The following is a 14,261-nucleotide window of genomic DNA, read 5'->3' as shown; positions in this document are numbered from 1 at the left end:
ATTTATGGAAAGAAAACTATTTAGCTACAAACAGACCCTGCTGGCACTTACTTTATTAATAGTAGGATCTTTTAACCTCTCTGCTCAAGAAGATAGCCCTGCTCACGTAGGCATCATATATCCATTAAGTACCCATGGTGGCAAAGCAGCCAATTATAGCAACACCATTAGCTTACATGCTATAGCAGGTCTATCTGGTGGAGAGAAAGCGTTCGCATTATATGGTGTTGCCGGAATTGTTAAGGGCAATGCTTCCGGATTGCAAGCTTCCGGTGTATTCAACCAGGTTTCCGGCACGCTCCATGGCGTACAGTTAGCCGGTGCCGTCAATTTAGCAGGCGATGCAGCTAAGGGTTATCAATTTGCGGGCTTGTTCAACCAAAGTAGGGGAAATGTTCATCTACAATTGGGCGGTGTGCTCAATACAGCGATTTCTACCAAGGGCTTGCAAGCAAGTGGTGTAAGCAACAGGAGCAAGCAAATGGATGGTGTGCAGATGGCAGGACTTTACAATCAGGCTGACAACGTAAAGGGTGTCCAAATAGCTGGGGTCATCAACAAAGCAAAAAACGTAAGGGGCATACAATTCGGGGTGCTGAATATCGCGGATAGCAGCGATTATACCCTCGGCTTGGTGAATATCGTGAAAAATGGGGAAAAGAGTATCCGCATTGGAACAGATGAAGATCTGTCGACTTTTGCCAGCTTCCGCTCCGGTGGCCAAATTTTATATGGAATCCTCGGAATTGGGTTCAATCCGCAATATGAGGCCATTCGCTACGGCGTAGAAGGAGGTATCGGTGCGAATCTGTTAAATCGAACCAACTTTAGGCTCGCTGCTGAAATCTCATCCATCACGCTAACTGATTTTGATGGCAATTACTTTAATAAAAATGGTTTACGTATTCTACCTTCCATCAAAATAGGACCTAATATATATCTATATGGCGGTCCATCGATTAATTACATCAATACTGATAATGAGGATGGCAAAAAGCTGGTTAAAATGAAAATTTGGGACAAGCAGAACAGCAAAGATTATCAAGCGCTGAATGTAGGCTTTACCGCAGGTCTACAGCTGGTACTGTAAATCGTTTTCCTTTTGGTGGTATGGCCGGCCTGCTTTTTCGCTTCCGGCCATACCATATAATAAAGCCTGTGACCGGTAAAGAAGCGGCAATTAGGCTAGCGATAAAAGCGAGGATTTTCCCGGGTAAACCTAAAATGGCGCCTACATGAATATCGTAATTCATAGCAATAAGCTTCTCACCATTGTTTTTCTCTGCGTAATTACGACGATAAAGTCTTTTCCCTGTATACTGATCTAGTTGTATTTCGTCTGTGTTATAATAGAGCTCTGCGCCTCGATAACCAGCTGCATAGATTACACCTTCTTTGCCGAAAGCCGGTGATAAACCAATACGATCATACCCTTTATCAAATTCCTTATTGGCCGTAGCGAATGCAACATCCAATGGGGAAAGTACGGCGACTGCTGTGGTATCCGACTGTTTCGTAACAAAGGGCGGTGGTGTGGTTGATTGCGAAGCGGTTACATAAACCGCCGTTTCGAACCACTTCATGGCCCAAACCATTCCTGTTAATGCCAAAATCAGTGTAATTAGCAAGGCATAAAAACCGGGCACATTATGTAAATCGTAATTCAGGCGCTTAAATCCTGCTTTCCATTTGATCTTGAAGCTCTTATTGACATTCGATTTTTTTAGATTTTTAGGCCACCATAATACTAAACCTGTTATTAAAAGAATGACGAATAGGAGTGTAGCATATCCTACGATTGGCTGACCATAGGGTGTATTCAGCAGCAAACTCCAATGGATATATTTCACAATGGTAAAAAATTCCCTGGTGTAATCAATACGACCGGTAATCTCACCGGTGTAGGGATTGATAAATACGGATTCGTAACAGTTAATGGCGCCGAAAAAGGTGAGGGCTTGTTGGTTGCCCGCCTCATAACACATGAACTCCCATGCTTTCTCCGGTGCGCGATAGCTTGTGATATAGGTTGCCGACTTGCCCAGCGCTTTGTCAGCAGTTGCTTGTAAACTACTTAAGGGCAGCACCTTTGCGTTTTCCGGCACTTCAACATAAAACTTGTCGCGATGAATCAGGTTGCTAATTTCATGTTGGAAGACAAAAAGACAACCCGTAATGGCTACAATAAAAACAATGATGCCTGAAATCAAACCGAGCCATAAATGCAGAAATGCAGCGATTTTTTTGATCGCTCCTTTTTTCTTCTTTGCTTTCGTCTTACCATGTGCCATTAACCCGATATTTAGAATTTATACGTTAAATTAGCCAAAAAGCTTCTCGGCATCTGCGGTTCGATCGTTGTCCACCCTTTAAAGTATTCCTTATCAGTCAAGTTATCCATCTTTAATCCGATCCTAAATTTAGGATGATCATAAAAAACAGAGGCATTCAACACCGTATATCCCGGCAAAGTAAAAGTACCGGTCCGCAAATCGTTGGTAATAATATTCTCGCTGGCAGAATTGCCGCCGAAACCTAAACCAATCCCTTTAATTGCTCCTTGATGAAAACGATAACTAACCCAGTAATTAAGCAAATGTTTGGGGCCTGCCGAAACAGGTCGGCGATCATTAACATTCACATCGGCATTGGTAATTTTACTGGTATTATTACTATAGCCGAAAATAATATTCAAGCCCTCTACCGGACGTGCAGTTAAGTCCAATTCAAAGCCTCGTGACAACTGTGTACCATTCTGAACGGTGATGTTGTATGTAGTGTCATCTCTGATGATTGATTCAGTTCGCGTAATATTTTTAACGGATATATCATAGTAACTGGCAGTAAAGCTCAATCGATTATCCAGTACATCCAATTTAACGCCGCCTTCCCATTGATTAGCTTGCTGCGGTTTAAACGTATTGGGTATATCCGGGAGCGGTTGCGTAACCGGAGCCACATTCCGAAAGCCATTCATATAATTGGCAAAAATCGATATTTGGTTAGGGATCACTTGGTACACGACACCAAATTTCGGTGAAACAGCCGTCTGTCCATAGTCGCCCGTTACCACACCTGTATTTAAGTTCTCCGTTCCACCGCTCTGAAAGCGATCGACGCGCACACTCGCCATGGCGATCAACTGATCGGTTATATTAAGTACGTTAGACAAGTAAGCTCCGTATACATTACTGCTGGCGCGATTGTAGGTATAAGAACCGGTACTGGCGGCCAGTCGCTCATCAATTGCCTCCTTATTGTAATTGTAGTAATTTGGATCATCAATACTCGAATTCAGTCGATCAAAAACAATATAAGGAGCATTATTATTTTTATTCACCTGTCTTAGGTAGTCTAAACCAAAAACCAAACGATTCCGTAAACCACCAATCTTAAAGTCGCCCGTAAAATTCTGCTGAATATTAATCACTTCACTTACTGCGTTTTGTTTGGTAACATAACGGCTCAATATCGTGTCGTTTGCAATGGTGCCTAACCGTTCATTATCAACATCCGTATACATCACATACTGATAATAACCATCGGTTTTTCTTCGGTTATAATTGACTTGGGTTCTAGATGTCCATTGATCGGATATCTTATACAAAGCTTGTCCTCTTAGATTAATTGTAGGGGTTTTAAACGTTACATCATCATGTGTATATGACCGATTATAATCAAATTGTAATTCGTCCGGTGTATTTGCATGGAGAGGTCGTGTTCTATTCAGAAAAATCATTAGCGGGTTTGTTCCTTCATAATGATATAATTCAGCATCTAAGTTCAAAGTCAATCGACTAGTAGCTCGATATTCCAGTGAAGGTGCGATGAAAAATGATTTCCTGAACCCCGCATCCTGAAAACTGTTTTGCTTATGATATGCCGCATTTACACGTCCTAATAGATTCTTTTTTTGATTGAGCGGACCGTACAAATCTAAGGTTGCCCGATGTTGAGCATAATTGCCTATGGTGTAAGAAACTTCTCCACCTACCGTATCCAAGGGTCTTTTAGTAACGATATTGATCAGACCTCCAAAATTAACCAGTGCTCCACCATATAACGTGCCCGACGGCCCTTTGACCACCTCTATTTGCTCGATATTAGCGGGGTCTAAATCGCCATTGGTCAGTGCAGCAACTCCATTAATCAAATTTGGCTGTGTAGAAAAGCCCCTTAAGGTGAAGTACGCGGCCCCATCGCCGCTTCTACCGGTCGAACTCCATAGCTTATCTAATCCTGAGCTATTTTTTAACGCATCGTTAAAGTTTGTGACTATTTGATCTCTCAGCACTTCTTTGGTAATCGTCGTATAAACTTGGGGGTTTTCGAGGTTGTTAAGCGGTAGTTTGGAGACAAAATTGCTTTTTCTTCTCGTATACGGATTAGCGCCTACACCATTAACCACCACCTCGCTGAGCGTGGCGGCACTTTCTGTTAAGATGATCGTCTGTACATCCACTTCAAGGTCGTCCACCTTAATTTGCAACTCTTGGGTATTCAATCCTAAGGCCGTTACGCGAAGTGTGTAAGAGCCGAAAGGGACTTGCTTGATCTCATAGTGTCCATCAACATCGGTCGATGCGCCACGATTTAAACCTTTTAAGGTAACGGAAACGCCTTCAGCACCTTTACCGTCAGCGGTCAACACCACCCCCTTTAGGTTAGCAATCTGTTGTGCTTGAATAATTGATGGTAGAAATAAGGATTGAATAGTGACAAATAAAACAGTTAGGTAGGAGAGCGGTCTCATTCTTATTTGGACTTTATCTAAATTTCTGCAAAGAAAAGAACTAAAACCTGAAAATACAATTCTTATTAAAAATTATTCTAAAGAAGAGTTGGGGAGGGGGAAGTGGAGTAGGGAAGTAGTTTATTAGCCAATGGGGATAATTATTCATTCGTGTTCACTTTAAAGGCATTCATGAGCTCCCTACGGTCGGTTAGCCGATGGGATGATTAGCCAATGAATGATTAGCCGATGTGATGATTAGCCAATTAGCCAATGAATGATTAGCCGATGTGATGATTAGCCAATTAGCCAATGAATGATTAGCCGATGTGATGATTAGCCAATTAGCCAATGGGATGATTAGCTAACGTTATCATGGGCTGATTGCTGATTTCCGATAGCTTAAAGCTTACTGCTTATAGCTTATACCTTAAAACTTACTATAAAGCTTACTGCTTATAGCCTAAAACCTAATGCCTAATGCCTAATGCCTAATGCCTAAACCGTCATAGCAATTTCACAATAAATGTTTAAACATTAATTTAATATTAAAGTATTTATCTTTGATTCATCAAGACAGAAATGTATTAAAAATTTAAAAATATGGCAACAACATGGGTAGTAGATCCTGTACATTCGGATGTACAGTTCAAGATCAAACATTTGGTAATCTCCACCGTTACCGGTGCGTTTAATCAATTTGACGGTCAAGCGACAGCAACAGATGGTTTTGAAGAGGTAACAGCGAATTTTAGAATTGATGTAAAAAGCATAGACACTAAAAATGCTGATCGCGATAACCATTTAAGAACCGGTGATTTTTTTGATGCAGATAGCCATCCTGAAATTTCGTTTAACTCCACTTCTTGGAGAAAGATTGGGGATGATGAATTTGAATTAACGGGTGACTTAACGATGAAAGGAATAACTAAACCTGTTACGCTTAAAGCTGAATTTGGCGGGATTGAAAAAGATGCTTACGGCAATACCAAAGCGGGCTTTGAAATTACCGGAAAAATTAACCGTAAGGACTTCGGTCTTACTTACAATGCACTAACTGAAACAGGAGGCCTTGCTCTTGGTGAAGACATCAAATTAGTGAGCAATATACAGCTTGCAAAACAAGCATAATTGGTGACGCTAAAACAATGTAAGAAAGTGTTTAAAAGGTAGTTAACACCTAAAAAAAGTGTCATTGCGAGCGGTCAGTTTTTAAACAAAAACAAAGGAGCCCAAAGGACGATTTAGTTATATCCTCGCTCTGTAGGACTCGAAGGTCATTGCGAGGAACGATGGTGATGGACTTTTTAGACACTTTTTTTATATTATTAAACATTTCCCCATTCCATACTTAAGATGGGATAGGGTTTTCCTGCATCATCTACAGCGGTACGGCCGACAACCACAAAACCCATATGCTTGTAAAAGCCGACCGCTTGCTGATTCTGCTCATTGACATCAACGGTTCTTGCATCCTTTTCATCCAAGGCATACTGCACTAATTTTTTACCTATTCCGATCCCGCGTTTGGTTGCATCTATAAATAGCATTTGGATGGCTTGGCCGGAGATCCCAATGAAGCCGGTTAGTATGCCATCTTGCCTGATGTGACCGTATAAATCTACTGAGTCGAGGTATTTATTATAAATCAGTTCTTTATAATACAAAATATCTTCTTCTTTAAGAAAATGATGAGTCGCTCTTACCGCACTTTCCCAAATCTCCATGACACGTTCATAGTCGTGCCGGGTTAAACTTTTAATCATCGCTATTGGCTAAATTTCAAAGATAAACTTTTACTTATCTTAAATGACTTTTTTCTATACTTGTCAATCTTTTTCTAGAATTAGGTTCTCGAACTCACATGAATAGAATTGACAGACTTTTTGGTATTGTAACGTTACTTCAGTCACGCAGATATGTCGGAGTAGAGGCGATCGCGGAAAAATTTGAAATTAGCACCCGAACAGTTTACCGAGATATCCGAGCAATTAATGAGCAAGGTATTCCTATCAGTTTTGAAGCGAACAAAGGTTATTATATTGTTCAAGGCTACTTTCTGCCACCGATATCTTTCACAAATGACGAAGCCAATGCACTGATCCTTATGGAACGTTTTCTAGCGGGTTTCGCTGATCGTTCTATACAAAAACATTATACCGCAGCATTAAACAAAGTCAAAAATGTAATGCGAGGTCAACAAAAAGAGCAATTGGAGTTCCTGAACGAGCATATTAAATTACAAATTCCATCCCGCCTCCAAAATGATTTTGAATATTTATCCACCATTCAGCATGCCATCACCAATAAATCAATCTTGCGTATCGATTATGAAAAGGAAAATGGTGAGCGAAGTTGTCGTGAAGTGGAAGCAATCGGACTTATTTTTTACGCCTTTAGCTGGCATCTCATCGCTTGGTGCCACCTTCGCCATGAGTATCGCGACTTCAGGGTATCAAGAATTAAAAAGTTGTTTGATCTAAAATGTCCTTTCAGAAAATCAGATCACATGCCAGTGGCTGACTTTATGAAGAAGCTACCTGTGGATTATTAGCTAAAAGTCGTATCCGGGACTTAGAAATGCGCTAATACTAAACGTATTGCCTTTTCAACGGTCTTCTGCGGTTCTTTGCTAAAGACGGCCTCTAAGCGACTTGCCAATATCGCATTTACGGAAATCGCTTGATGCCCCAACGATTTAGCTAAGCCATATATACCCGCTGTTTCCATCTCTAAGTTGGCGATGCGCATTCCCTTATAACGGAAGGAACAAAGCTTGTTTAACAAATTCGTTTGGTGTTGTTCTGCACGTGTAACTCGCCCCTGCGGTGCATAGAACCCCGGAGCCGTCAAAGTGATTCCTTGCGGAAGGCCTTTGGCCAGTTGATGCAACAAATTGTCGGAACAAGCAGCCACATAGGGATGTATATATTGGGTTGATAAATGCGTTTGAAAGGCCGTCTGCAATTCCAATTCAACCGCAGCTTCTTCTTTTCGATAATAATGCAACAGCGGATCGAGCCCGATACCGAAAGTGGATATCAAAATGGAATCTAAAGGAATATCATTGTGTAGGGCACCTGATGTGCCAATCCTTATGATATTCAATGATCGTAACTGCGATTTAACTGTACGACTACGCAGATCGATATTTACCAAAGCGTCGAGCTCATTTAATACAATATCGATATTATCTGTGCCGATTCCTGTTGAGATAACACTCAGCCTATTTTGTCCCACATAACCGGTATGTGTAATAAATTCTCGCTTACCTTTCTTCACTTCAATCCGATCAAAGTACTTGCTTACTTGACCAACACGGTCAGGATCGCCTACGGTAATAATGGTATCGCCCAAATCTTCAGGCAATAAATTCAAGTGGTAAACGCTGCCATCGGCATTCAATATAAGATCGGTATCCGTCATCTTCATATGCTAGTTGGTCCGCAGGTATTTTACTTTTACGTTCGTTAAATGTTGTAATTTACTTAAGGTATGATTGACTTGTGTTTGGCGGATCTCAAAAGTCAGTGAACAGTTATTATCGAAAGCCTGCTGCTGCACAATTAGATCGTCTTCTTTAACAATGCGCATCACATCATTCATCTGCATGTAATCGAAACTCACCTCATATACGTCATTGACTGTTTTTTCTATTATCCGGGCCTGACTGACGGCGTCTTGTGTAGCGCTTTTATAAGCATTGATCAATCCTGGAACGCCTAACAGTGTACCACCGAAATAACGTACTACCACTACCATTAGGTTCGTCAAATCATGTGATAGAAGTACATTTAATATGGGGCGACCGGCCGTACCGGAAGGCTCCCCATCATCGTTTAAGCGGAATACGGAACGATCTGTTGTTAAACGGTAAGCCCAGCAGTGATGTCGTGCTTTCGGATGGAGATCTTTCACTTCGGTTATCACATTTTTGAGATCTTCCGGATCACTAAAAGGGTAGGCATAGGCAATAAATTTACTTCCTTTGTCCTTGAACAGACCTTCAGCCGGTTTTTCAATCGTTTTATAGGTATCTTCAAATAAATTCATGAATAATAATTCGCTTAAAGCTTATAATAGGCCAATGATAATTACTGAGATCACTGCCAATACCAATCCAACTTTGTTTAAAGTACTTAATTTCTCCTTAAACAGGAATAAACCAACAACTGCACCTACAACAATGACACCTATATTCATTCCTGAAAACACAACAGAAGGATTGTTTGGTAAAGCCTGATGAGCTTTCATATAAAAGAGGATATTTCCAAAGTTAAAAAGTCCCAGCCCCAATCCCCAAAGGGTTCCTGAAAGCGAAAATTTTTCCTTTTTGGTACTTGCTAAAAAGCCGAGGTACAAAAACGACACTAAGGTACAGAGTACGAAAACCAAAAAAATCGAAGTTCTATACGAAACTGCTTGGTATTGGGCAATATGTTTAAAAAGAATATCGATTATTCCCATACCGAAAAATACCATCAGCGGATACTGCCAGGCATTTCTGCTTGTAAGGCTGTGTTGATTGCGTGTCTGCCATTTAATAGAGCATACGATGGCCGCTAATCCGATGGCTACGCCAAAAAGTTTGGTAGCACTTGGATGTTCATTAAAGATAAAGAATGCAGCCAGGAGTGGAATAAAAAGAGACAGACGTTGAGCCACTTCCGTTCGCACAATGCCCGAATAGCGTATAGATCCCGCAATGATAATAAAGAGGGAGGGTAGTAATAATCCCAATGCTAAATAGCTTATTAATGGCGCCTCTGCGATGGAAAAATTACTTAGATCGGGCTTCAGGTAATGGTAGCTCAATAAGACAGTCATCGGATAATTCCATGCAATCATTTGCGGGGTGTTAACCGAATAGCGCCTAGCCAATTTGATAATCACCGATACCGTGACGCTGCACAAAACACTTAAAAGGACTAAGAGCATCTCTATTTGTTAAAATAAACGGTAAGTGAATCATTCCCTATGTTTTCCTTGATTTGAGGTATAACCTGCAAACGGGGAGCGTCTAAACCATCCTTCCAATAAGCCTGTCCTCTAAACACACGCGCTTCATCCCACAAACCCGCCTTTATAAATAGATTGAGCGTTTTTATACCGCCTTCAACAATAAGTGATTGAACATCCATCAAGTGAAGCTGATATAGAATATTTTGTGGCAAATACCAGTCGAAATTTTCCAACGCAATCAACTTTAGTCTGTCTTGCCAATCGGTTTTTTTCGCGTTGAATACAATTGTTTCCGCTTCTTTATCAAACAAATGAAGATGAGGTGGGAGCGAAAGCTCTTTATCAATAACGATCCGTTTGGGATTTCTTCCAAACCAGTGGCGGACAGTCAATTGTGGATTATCGATCAACGCCGTATTGGCTCCTACTAAAACCGCATCTTCTTCGCTACGCCACCGATGGTTGACCACCTGTGCAGCGCAGCCCGTGATCCATTGCTGTTTTTCACCTTTAGGAGCAAAATAACCATTTGCTGTTTCTGCCCATTTTAGTATAACATAAGGTCGTTGGTGCTGCACCCGAGTAAAGAAACGACGGTTTACAAATTTTGCTTCTTCTTCCAGCACACCTTCAAGTACGTCAATTCCCGCTTCACGCAATTTGGCAATACCACGACCGTTTACTTGTTCAAACGGATCGTTACAAGCAACAACCACTTGTTTTACTTGATGCTTGACGAGCAGATCGGCACAAGGGGGCGTTTTCCCATGATGGGAGCAAGGCTCTAAAGTAACGTAGACGGTCGATTCTCTCAATAGATCAGCAGCGTTTGGATAACGGTTAAAAACATCGGCAATAGCATTCGGTTCGGCATGGGCCTCTCCGTATTTTCGATGCCATCCCTCGCCAATGATGGTATCATGATGTACAACCAAAGCCCCAACGATCGGATTTGGACTGACACTACCCTGACCGAGCTCAGCGAGTTCCAGACAACGCCGCATATAGATTTCGTGATTAGGCATGCACAAACCTAATGAATTTTAGTAGCTGTCGATCAATAGGCCGATTTTTTTTACAGTTTTATGTTATGTTGAGTGGAGTTTTAAATGATGAATGTTGCCTGCCTGTCGATAGGCAGGAATGATGAGTGATGAATAAGTTTTTTTTGTGCGTTGCTAGGAAGTTTAAAGTGCGGATAGTTGAGTAGTAGAACAGGGAAATAGCAAGAAGACAAAGAAAACTCGCAACGCACAACTAAAAAAGTCTTGATATCTACCTGCCTGCCGGTAGGCAGGTGTCTTGATACCTGATACCTCACGGCAGGCTTTTTACTTTTGAATTTTTACTTTTGAATTTTTACTTTTGAATGCCATGCAACTCGAAACCGTCAAAAAACGATTCATAGAAAAATTAGCTGTTTTATACGAAGCTACCGAAGCGGAAAGCATCTTTCTCGTTGTGTTGGAGGATCTGTTAGGGTATAGCAGAAGAGACTTACTCCTTCACAAATCCATGAACTTGAACGACGAGCAACTGGACCAGCTAGAAGATGCCGCCAGCCGTATAAGTGCCGGTGAACCGGTTCAGTATATCATAGGGCACACACCTTTTATGGGATTATCCCTCCATGTGAATCAACATGTCTTGATTCCTCGTCCCGAGACCGAAGAACTTGTAGATCTTATCATTCAGGATTTAAAACTGTCCAATAGCTCGGAATCTAAACTAATAGACATAGGCACGGGTTCGGGCTGTATTCCAATTGCTATTAAAAAGTATGTTAATCAAGCACAGGTTTACGCCTTGGATGTATCGGTTGAAGCACTGGCCGTAGCAAAGCAGAATGCAGCGGACAACCAATGCCCTGTTCACTTTATGCTGGCCGATATCCTGGAATGGGATATTATCTTTGCAGAAGAGGTTAAATTCGACGTGATTGTCAGTAATCCGCCTTACATCACCAATAGCGAGCAGAAGGGAATGCATCCGAATGTATTACAATTTGAACCACATTTGGCTCTCTTTGTGGAAGATCAGGCACCGTTACTCTTTTATGAGACGATTGCCGCATTCGCCTTAGCGCATCTGGAAAAAGGGGGGAAGCTCTATTTTGAGATCAATCGAAATTTCGGGCAGGAAGTAAAAGATTTACTAACAAAAAAGGGATTCAAAAATATCCTACTTAAACAGGATATACATGGCGCAGATAGAATGGTGAGGGCCAGCTTATAAATGAGTGCGACTAGAAGAAAGAGAAGAAAAGGAAAGAAAAAGAGTAGCGAAAGACCCACTCGCTGGAAATGGATATTAGCCCTGTGCTGTGGGTTGGCATTAGCCTGCATTGCAGTCGTTAACCATTTTCTATTCCATAAATGCACGCATTACGGCATTAAAATACCCGCAGGATACCATACACACGGCATCGATATATCCCAATATCAAGGTAAAATTGATTGGGATGCTTTATCTATGCCTCAGGATAGCGATATTCATATCTCCTTCGTTTATATGCGCGCCTCGATGGGGATGCGTACTGATAAAAAATTTAAAACCAACTGGCAAGAAGCAAAGGCACACGGTATAAAACGAGGTGCCTATCTCTTTTTTCATCCGAATAAAGACGGTGTAAAACAAGCAGAACTTTTTATTAAACGAGTGGGAAGGTTGGAAGGCTGTTTGCCTCCCGTTGTTGATATCGAAAAAACTTATCGTACCGATAAAACAGTTTTGAAAAAGCGTTTACAAGACTGTCTGAATACCCTGCACAACCACTACGGTATCCGTCCCGTTATTTATACCTATATCACTTTTTACCGCGATTACCTGGGTGAAAAGTTTGATAAATACCCCTTATGGATTGCACATTACGAGCGTGAGGATAAACCTGATTATATCAATCGCCCGTGGGATATCTGGCAACATAGTGAACGCGGAAAAATCGCCGGCATCACTGAGTTCGTCGACTTCAATGTCTTAAACTGCAATAATAATATTATGCCTTGTGAGGTTTGTGGTTATTAGTTATTGGTTATTAGTTATTAGTTATTGGTTATTGGTTGTTAGTTATTGGTTATTCGTTGGTTTGCGCTTTATCACTATTACTGAACCATCATTAGCCGTATAAAAACTACTCGATTAATTGACGATTTACAAGGTATAAATCATGGTAAATACGCTTAAAACGCGAAACTACCTATCGCGATAGTAAGCCGACATTATCACATTGGCTAATTGGCTAATTTCTGACTCAACGATTCACCAAAAATAAACTTTCCCAAATCCGGCTTCACCTTCTTTTCCCGTTTTAGCTCATGTTCATAAACCAACCTACCTAGGTTTTTCAGAAAAGGGTAGGTGACCTCTTCGTATTCATAAACACTGTCATTATAGATTTCGTTATTGTTGGATTGCACAACAGCTGTTAGCAGGAATTCGACACCGTTTTTAAAATCTATGATATAAGCGTTGTCGATATTGTAGCCGTAGGAATCACCATACTTATTGAAACTGCGGATACCACCATCCGGATGGACACCTTTTTCCCGACCGAAAAACAACAACTTACTATAGGTAGGCCAGAATTCAGTGCTGTCATATTTAGGAAAATCGGATTCCTGTGGAAAACGCGACATATAGTAGTAGATGAAGCGATAGTCTTCATCCCTCAGATGAAATCGTTCTTTCTTCGGGAAGGCTTCGGGAAAAAGCAGTTTTTTCATGATCAGCTGCTGATCGGCTAGCGCATATGCATTGAGCCCTTCAAAGCTGTAGGGCTTATGAATGAGACTGTCATTGGCATCCCTATAAGCTTTACCACGAATTAGATTTTGTAGATCTAAGGGGTAATCTTGCGGATCGTATTGGGCCGCTTGTTGATAGATAAGCTGATCATCTTTATAAAAAGTAATTGGGTTCGTATGTTTCGCCCATTCACCCTTATCGCCAATCGCTAGGCGATTGATAATGCGACTATGACTGGCCCCATATTTCTTCAAGCGGCGATTGATATCAGCCCGTCCCAAGAATTCGTAAAGACGATTGAAGGCATCGTTATCACTGGTCAGTAAGATTTTTTTGATATAATGCCCGATACTGGGCAGTCCATTGGCGGAGGAAGAGTCGATCTCAACCGTTGTTTGTCTTTCCCAAGCGCTATCGATTTTCAGCGGGGTATTTTTATCCAGTCCTTTAATTTTCAGCTCATTGATTTTCTCCAAGGCGAAGATAGATGCCGGGAGCTTAACCGTACTGGCGGGATAGAAATACCAGTTAGGATTTAATCGGTAGCTAAAAGAAGTAAAATGTGGTTTATTATGTTTATCGCGATCTATTTGGGTATAAAGAATTTGCACCTGCTTTCGTTGCGGATCATCGAGAACAGCTTTAAAAAGTTCGGGATGACTTTCAATTAAATTCTTTAAAAATAGGGTATCCATCGGTTGGGCATAGATTTTATAAGAAATAAACAATAGGCAGAAAGAGAGCAGTATTTTCATCCGTATTCAGGTTTGTGCAACTAAGGTAACAAAAAACTCATAAACTTGCATACAAAATCAAAGCCTGG

At 41.1% G+C, this 14,261-nt stretch carries 13 protein-coding genes; 5 read left to right on the top strand and 8 right to left on the bottom strand.

All coding sequences use genetic code 11. From position 1 onward, the window contains the following. Positions 1-4: 4 nt before the first annotated feature. Positions 5-1,090, top strand: coding sequence for a hypothetical protein (locus tag ACH11B_RS18835; RefSeq protein ID WP_130857759.1), 1,086 nt, complete (start codon positions 5-7; stop codon positions 1,088-1,090). Here ACH11B_RS18835 and ACH11B_RS18830 read toward each other — a convergent pair. Both ACH11B_RS18830 and ACH11B_RS18825 read right to left on the bottom strand, forming a co-directional pair. Then, positions 1,062-2,291, bottom strand: coding sequence for a PepSY domain-containing protein (locus ACH11B_RS18830; protein ID WP_149105700.1), 1,230 nt, complete (start codon positions 2,289-2,291; stop codon positions 1,062-1,064). The genes ACH11B_RS18835 and ACH11B_RS18830 overlap by 29 nt on opposite strands. Positions 2,292-2,302: 11 nt before the next feature. Beyond that, entirely contained in the window at positions 2,303-4,753 is a 2,451-nt protein-coding gene (locus ACH11B_RS18825) for a TonB-dependent siderophore receptor (RefSeq protein WP_377609043.1), read from the bottom strand. A 582-nt stretch (positions 4,754-5,335) separates the two neighbouring features. Here ACH11B_RS18825 and ACH11B_RS18820 point away from each other — a divergent pair. After that, positions 5,336-5,863, top strand: a complete 528-nt coding sequence (locus ACH11B_RS18820; RefSeq protein WP_377609045.1) for a YceI family protein — start codon at positions 5,336-5,338, stop codon at positions 5,861-5,863. A gap of 197 nt (positions 5,864-6,060) precedes the next feature. Here the strand turns inward: ACH11B_RS18820 and ACH11B_RS18815 are convergent, their stop codons facing one another. Continuing rightward, a complete protein-coding gene (locus ACH11B_RS18815) occupies positions 6,061-6,498 on the bottom strand; it encodes an acetyltransferase (RefSeq protein ID WP_130857763.1) in 438 nt (145 codons plus the stop codon). A 98-nt stretch (positions 6,499-6,596) separates the two neighbouring features. On the opposite strand from ACH11B_RS18815, the gene ACH11B_RS18810 reads away from it, so the two are divergent. Continuing rightward, positions 6,597-7,286: a YafY family protein gene (locus ACH11B_RS18810; RefSeq protein ID WP_130857764.1), complete on the top strand. Its 690-nt coding sequence runs from the start codon at positions 6,597-6,599 to the stop codon at positions 7,284-7,286. 20 nt (positions 7,287-7,306) lie between these two features. Here ACH11B_RS18810 and ACH11B_RS18805 read toward each other — a convergent pair whose 3' ends face one another. Genes ACH11B_RS18805 through ribD form a run of 4 tightly spaced genes read right to left on the bottom strand, consistent with a single transcriptional unit; the run spans position 7,307 to position 10,719 of the window. Continuing rightward, a complete protein-coding gene (locus ACH11B_RS18805; protein WP_377609047.1) occupies positions 7,307-8,164 on the bottom strand; it encodes a nucleoside phosphorylase in 858 nt (285 codons plus the stop codon). A gap of 3 nt (positions 8,165-8,167) precedes the next feature. After that, on the bottom strand, positions 8,168-8,785 hold the full coding sequence (locus ACH11B_RS18800) for an IMPACT family protein (RefSeq protein ID WP_377609049.1): 618 nt from the start codon (positions 8,783-8,785) through the stop codon (positions 8,168-8,170). 21 nt (positions 8,786-8,806) lie between these two features. Continuing rightward, positions 8,807-9,670, bottom strand: coding sequence for an EamA/RhaT family transporter (locus ACH11B_RS18795; protein WP_377609051.1), 864 nt, complete (start codon positions 9,668-9,670; stop codon positions 8,807-8,809). Positions 9,671-9,672: 2 nt separating this feature from the next. Further along, positions 9,673-10,719, bottom strand: a complete 1,047-nt coding sequence (gene ribD, locus ACH11B_RS18790; RefSeq protein WP_377609053.1) for a bifunctional diaminohydroxyphosphoribosylaminopyrimidine deaminase/5-amino-6-(5-phosphoribosylamino)uracil reductase RibD — start codon at positions 10,717-10,719, stop codon at positions 9,673-9,675. Positions 10,720-11,068: 349 nt separating this feature from the next. Here ribD and prmC point away from each other — a divergent pair, with 349 nt between their 5' ends. Together prmC and ACH11B_RS18780 are read left to right on the top strand one after the other, a co-directional pair. Next, on the top strand, positions 11,069-11,929 hold the full coding sequence (prmC, locus tag ACH11B_RS18785; protein ID WP_377609055.1) for a peptide chain release factor N(5)-glutamine methyltransferase: 861 nt from the start codon (positions 11,069-11,071) through the stop codon (positions 11,927-11,929). Continuing rightward, positions 11,930-12,718, top strand: a complete 789-nt coding sequence (locus tag ACH11B_RS18780) for a glycoside hydrolase family 25 protein (protein WP_377609057.1) — start codon at positions 11,930-11,932, stop codon at positions 12,716-12,718. A gap of 206 nt (positions 12,719-12,924) precedes the next feature. On the opposite strand, the gene ACH11B_RS18775 is transcribed toward ACH11B_RS18780, so the two are convergent. Beyond that, positions 12,925-14,193, bottom strand: a complete 1,269-nt coding sequence (locus ACH11B_RS18775; RefSeq protein WP_377609059.1) for a serine hydrolase — start codon at positions 14,191-14,193, stop codon at positions 12,925-12,927. Positions 14,194-14,261: the final 68 nt, after the last annotated feature.

Origin of the sequence: Olivibacter sp. EAT-5 (assembly GCF_044784325.1) — a bacterium.
GTDB lineage: Bacteria > Bacteroidota > Bacteroidia > Sphingobacteriales > Sphingobacteriaceae > Olivibacter > Olivibacter oleidegradans.
This window is presented reverse-complemented; position numbering and strand designations above follow the sequence as displayed.

What these genes read in the sequence shown, in the direction of transcription:
- ACH11B_RS18800 (WP_377609049.1), bottom strand. Translation starts at nt 8,785, where the DNA reads ATGAATTTATTTGAAGATACCTATAAAACGATTGAAAAACCGGCTGAA.
- ACH11B_RS18795 (WP_377609051.1), bottom strand. Translation starts at nt 9,670, where the DNA reads ATGCTCTTAGTCCTTTTAAGTGTTTTGTGCAGCGTCACGGTATCGGTG.
- ACH11B_RS18780 (WP_377609057.1), top strand. Translation starts at nt 11,930, where the DNA reads ATGAGTGCGACTAGAAGAAAGAGAAGAAAAGGAAAGAAAAAGAGTAGC.
- ACH11B_RS18830 (WP_149105700.1), bottom strand. Translation starts at nt 2,291, where the DNA reads ATGGCACATGGTAAGACGAAAGCAAAGAAGAAAAAAGGAGCGATCAAA.
- ACH11B_RS18805 (WP_377609047.1), bottom strand. Translation starts at nt 8,164, where the DNA reads ATGAAGATGACGGATACCGATCTTATATTGAATGCCGATGGCAGCGTT.
- ACH11B_RS18835 (WP_130857759.1), top strand. Translation starts at nt 5, where the DNA reads ATGGAAAGAAAACTATTTAGCTACAAACAGACCCTGCTGGCACTTACT.
- ACH11B_RS18825 (WP_377609043.1), bottom strand. Translation starts at nt 4,753, where the DNA reads ATGAGACCGCTCTCCTACCTAACTGTTTTATTTGTCACTATTCAATCC.
- ACH11B_RS18775 (WP_377609059.1), bottom strand. Translation starts at nt 14,193, where the DNA reads ATGAAAATACTGCTCTCTTTCTGCCTATTGTTTATTTCTTATAAAATC.
- ACH11B_RS18810 (WP_130857764.1), top strand. Translation starts at nt 6,597, where the DNA reads ATGAATAGAATTGACAGACTTTTTGGTATTGTAACGTTACTTCAGTCA.
- ribD (WP_377609053.1), bottom strand. Translation starts at nt 10,719, where the DNA reads ATGCCTAATCACGAAATCTATATGCGGCGTTGTCTGGAACTCGCTGAG.
- ACH11B_RS18815 (WP_130857763.1), bottom strand. Translation starts at nt 6,498, where the DNA reads ATGATTAAAAGTTTAACCCGGCACGACTATGAACGTGTCATGGAGATT.
- ACH11B_RS18820 (WP_377609045.1), top strand. Translation starts at nt 5,336, where the DNA reads ATGGCAACAACATGGGTAGTAGATCCTGTACATTCGGATGTACAGTTC.
- prmC (WP_377609055.1), top strand. Translation starts at nt 11,069, where the DNA reads ATGCAACTCGAAACCGTCAAAAAACGATTCATAGAAAAATTAGCTGTT.